The organism is Limimaricola litoreus (assembly GCF_024159025.1).
GTDB lineage: Bacteria > Pseudomonadota > Alphaproteobacteria > Rhodobacterales > Rhodobacteraceae > Limimaricola > Limimaricola litoreus.
This window is the reverse complement of the sequence record NZ_JAMYXC010000104.1, coordinates 1-3,727: the sequence shown is the minus strand read 5'-3', so window position 1 is coordinate 3,727 and position 3,727 is coordinate 1. Positions and strand designations below refer to the sequence as shown.

The following is a 3,727-nucleotide window of genomic DNA, read 5'->3' as shown; positions in this document are numbered from 1 at the left end:
CGGGCCGTGCCGGGGCCGCTGCGCCTTGCGGGGCATTCGGCGGGCGGGCATCTGGTGGCGCGCATGGCCTGCGCCGATCTCTCGCCGCCCTGGCGCGACCGGGTGGCGCGGATCGTGCCAATCTCGCCATTGTCGGACCTGCGCCCGCTCATGGGGACGACGATGAACGATGATCTGCGGCTGGATCGGGAGGAGGCCGAGGCCGAGAGCCCGGTGCTGTGCGATCAGGTCGACCTGCCGATGACGGTCTGGGTCGGCGCAGCGGAGCGGCCCGCCTTCATCGAGCAGGCGCGCGGGCTCGCCGCGAAGCGCGGCTGCGATCTGGTTCAGGCGCCGGGGCGGCACCATTTCGACGTGATCGAGGAGCTGGCCGAGCCCGACAGTCCGCTGACCGGGGCGCTGCTAGGCTGAGCGCGGCCCCTGGTTCATCTTTCCGAAAATACGCATCGCCCGGCCTGCCACCGGGCGCTCCGGTTCAATGTCGGGATTTGCGTATTTGAAGAAAGATGAAAGGGATCAGCGCCCGAACCGTTCCTGCCAGCTTGGCAGCGGTCCGTCCGGCGCCGCGTGATACACCGCGCGCGCGATGGCGCGGGCAAGGCAGACGGAGGCGGCATGGCCGAGCCAGAGCGCCTCGGCGGGGCCACCGAGCGGGCGCGCGCCGGTCGAGGCGGCAAAGACAAGGTCGCCGTCGAAGGGGGTATGCGCCGGGACCAGCGCCCGCGCGATGCCGTCCTGCGCCGCGACCGCCATGCGGCGGCAGCCCGCCTTGTCGAGCGCGGCATCCGTGGCAACGATGGCAATGGTCGTGGCCGCGCCGGGGGCTGCGAGCTTGGTGGGCGGCGGGCCGGGGGGCGGCATGGCGGGGCCGAGCCCGCCGAATTCGGCCCCGATCTCCCATGGCGCGGCCCAGAACTGCGGCCCTTCGCCGACCGTGGCCGAACCGACCGCGTTCACTGCCACCAGCGCGCCGACGCGGTGCCCGCTCTCCAGCACCAGCGAGGCGGTGCCGATGCCGCCCCTGAGCGTGGCGGTGGTCGCGCCGTAGCCTGCGCCGTGGCTGCCCTGCGCCACCTCCCCCCCCGCCGCGTCGAGGGCGGCCCGGCCTAGCGCGGCATAGGGGTTGGTGCGCCAGGCCTTGTCGCCGCCATTGCCCAGGTCGAACAGGATCGCCGCGGGCACGATCGGCACCCTTTGCCCCGCCGCCTCGAAGCCGCGCCCCGCGCTCCGCAGCGCCTCGGCCACGCCCGAGGCCGCGTCGAGCCCGAAGGCCGAGCCGCCCGCGAGCACCAGCGCATCGACACCGGGCACCAGCCTGTCGGGTGCGAGCAGGTCGGTCTCGCGACTGCCCGGCGCGCCGCCCATGACATCGACGGAGGCCGTGAAGGGGGCCTCTCCCGTCAGAACGGTGACGCCCGAGCGCAGCGCGGCGTCCTGCGCCTGACCGACGACGAGCCCGGCGATGTCGGTGATCGCATCCCGCGGCCCGGGTCTCATGCCGCGGATCTCAAGCAGAATTGACAGGGGCGCGTTACGACCCGGCTGCGGCGCGATTTCGTGCCATCGGACCAAGGGATTGAAGCGTCGCGTATAATTGCCGATCCTCCGCAGATCCGAGGCATGGATGCCACGCCGCGAGTTGCCGGGTCGCCGTCATTGCGGTTCCGTCTCGTGATGATAGGTTGCGCCGAACCTCCGCGTCAAAGGCTGTCATAGATGTCGTCCATTCCTTCCGCGCTCACGCGCCGTCGATTGCTGACCGGCGCGGCCGCGCTGTCCGTCCTTCCCGCCTGCGCCGCCCGTATCCCGTCCTCCGCCGCTCCTGCCGCGGAGCGCGAGATCGGCGGCGTGCCGATGAGCCAGATCGTCGATGGCTACGGGCTGATCGAGGATGCGGGCTACCGCCTGCCACCGGTGCCGCCGAAATACCTCACCGGTCTGAACCGCCGCGCCTACGTGCCCTATGGGGGCTACGAATCCGCGGGCACGATCGAGGCCGACCTGCACGCCAAGCTGCTCTACTGGATCGAGCCGGGTGGCATGGCGTGGCGCTTTCCGGTCGGCGTCGGCCGCCAGGGGCTGTCGATGTCCTACGACACCACGATCAAGCGCAAGGAAAAATGGCCGAGCTGGACGCCGACGCAGAACATGATCCGGCGCGAGCCTGAGATCTACGGCGAATACGCGGGCGGCGTGCCCGGCGGCCTGGCCAATCCCCTGGGCGCGCGGGCGCTCTACCTCTACCAGGGCAACCGCGACACCTATTACCGCATCCACGGCACCAATGATCTCGCCTCGATCGGCAATTCGGGCTCTGCGGGCTGCATCCGCATGTTCAACCACGACGCCATCTTCCTCTTCCCGAAGGTGCCGCTCGGCACGCGGGTGGTGATCCGCGATTATGCGGATTCGGTCGCGATCGAAGGCGAGGCCGTGGCCAACCGGGGCCGCGAGCTGCCGCCGACCTACGTGCCGCCCGAAGAGCTCTATGCCGCCGCCGAGGCGAGCGGCCCGCCGCAGTTCGGCGAGGCCACGAGCATCGAGAGCTTCGGCTACTGAAGCGGGCTCGGGCCTTCGGCGCGGATCATCCCGTGCCGGGGGGCGGCCGTTTGAGACGTAGCCCGAGCCGATCCGGCTGGGCGCGCGGCTGAGAATGCCGCGAGAGGAGTGACGCGATGCGCTGGATTTCATGGATCTTCTGGGGCGTGGTGCTGGCGCTGCTCGCCGCGCTCTTGCACTACAACCTGCCGCGCCGCGAGATCGTCCGGATCACCGGCGTCGAGATCAAGCTCGAGCGGATCGACCCTGATTCGGTATTCTGGGCGGCCTCCGAGAACAACGCCGCCACCGGCCTCGTGGAGCGCGACGTGCGTTTCATCGACACGGTGCGCGCCGATGGCGGCGTCATGGTGTTTCGCAACGAGGATACGGGCGGCGGCTGGCCGCCCTATTTCAAGTTCGACAGCGCCAATCTGCAGGCCGAGGCGCGCAGCCTCGTCTCCTCGGCCGCGGCGCCGCAATGGGTGGCGATGCGCTACTATGGCTGGCGGCTGCCTTGGCTCTCGGTCTATCCCAACGCCCTGTCGGTCAAGCCGGTGGCAGGCCCCGAGGTGCGGCTGATCCCGTGGTTCAACATTGTGGTGCTGGTGCTTCTCGCGGCGCTGGTCTGGGGCGTGGGCGTGCGGCTGCGGCGCTGGTCGCGGCGTCATGTCTCGCCTTGGCTCGACCGGGGCGACCGGCGCGTGGCGAGCTGGGGTGAGACGATCCGCGCCCGCCGCGCGGCGCGGGCCGAGCGCAAGGATCCGCGCTAGCCGGGCTGCACCACGTCGCGCTGGCGCGCGCGGCGAAACCGCTGCGGCGTCTCGCCATGGGCCTCGCGGAACAGCTTGTGGAAATGCGACAGGTTCGGCACGCCGCATTCGGCCGCGATCTCCGACAGGCTGTCGGCGCTGCCGATCAGCCTGCGGGCGGCGTAATCCATGCGCTGCGCGTTGATCCAGTCCGAAGGCGACATGTCGAGAAAGCGCCGCATCGAGCGGCTGACATGCGGATGCGCCTTGCCCGCGACGCGCGCAAAGCCCGAGGCGCCGTCGTGGAACACGTCGGGCGCGCGCGAGGCGGCGCAGGCCCGCGCGAGCCAGTCGGGCGCATCGGCGGGCAGCGGCGCGGCCTCGTCCGTCAGCGCGCATAGAAGCGGCAGCAGGAAGGCCTCGGCCCCCATCGCATC

Annotated in this window: 5 protein-coding genes; 3 read left to right on the top strand and 2 right to left on the bottom strand. The window is 71.0% G+C overall.

The genetic code is table 11. From position 1 onward, the window contains the following. Positions 1–411: alpha/beta hydrolase (locus NHG85_RS06965; RefSeq protein ID WP_370362989.1), on the top strand; the 411-nt coding region annotated here is incomplete at its 5' end. Between the two features lie 105 nt (positions 412–516). On the opposite strand, the gene NHG85_RS06960 is transcribed toward NHG85_RS06965, so the two are convergent. Continuing rightward, a complete protein-coding gene (locus tag NHG85_RS06960; RefSeq protein ID WP_253331047.1) occupies positions 517–1,497 on the bottom strand; it encodes a P1 family peptidase in 981 nt (326 codons plus the stop codon). Between the two features lie 219 nt (positions 1,498–1,716). Between NHG85_RS06960 and NHG85_RS06955 the strand changes: the two genes are divergently transcribed. Both NHG85_RS06955 and NHG85_RS06950 read left to right on the top strand, forming a co-directional pair. After that, the gene (locus NHG85_RS06955) at positions 1,717–2,559 is read left to right on the top strand and encodes a L,D-transpeptidase (RefSeq protein ID WP_253331045.1); all 843 of its coding nucleotides are present in this window, start codon (positions 1,717–1,719) and stop codon (positions 2,557–2,559) included. Positions 2,560–2,675: 116 nt separating this feature from the next. Continuing rightward, complete coding sequence (locus NHG85_RS06950) at positions 2,676–3,311, top strand: DUF1523 family protein (protein ID WP_253331043.1); 636 nt, start codon at positions 2,676–2,678, stop codon at positions 3,309–3,311. Here NHG85_RS06950 and NHG85_RS06945 read toward each other — a convergent pair. After that, a partial coding sequence (locus tag NHG85_RS06945; protein ID WP_253331041.1) for a helix-turn-helix domain-containing protein occupies positions 3,308–3,727 on the bottom strand: 420 nt, incomplete at its 5' end. The genes NHG85_RS06950 and NHG85_RS06945 overlap by 4 nt on opposite strands.

Coding starts and splice junctions, on each gene's coding strand:
- NHG85_RS06950 (WP_253331043.1), top strand. CDS start 2,676: ATGCGCTGGATTTCATGGATCTTCTGGGGCGTGGTGCTGGCGCTGCTC.
- NHG85_RS06960 (WP_253331047.1), bottom strand. CDS start 1,497: ATGAGACCCGGGCCGCGGGATGCGATCACCGACATCGCCGGGCTCGTC.
- NHG85_RS06955 (WP_253331045.1), top strand. CDS start 1,717: ATGTCGTCCATTCCTTCCGCGCTCACGCGCCGTCGATTGCTGACCGGC.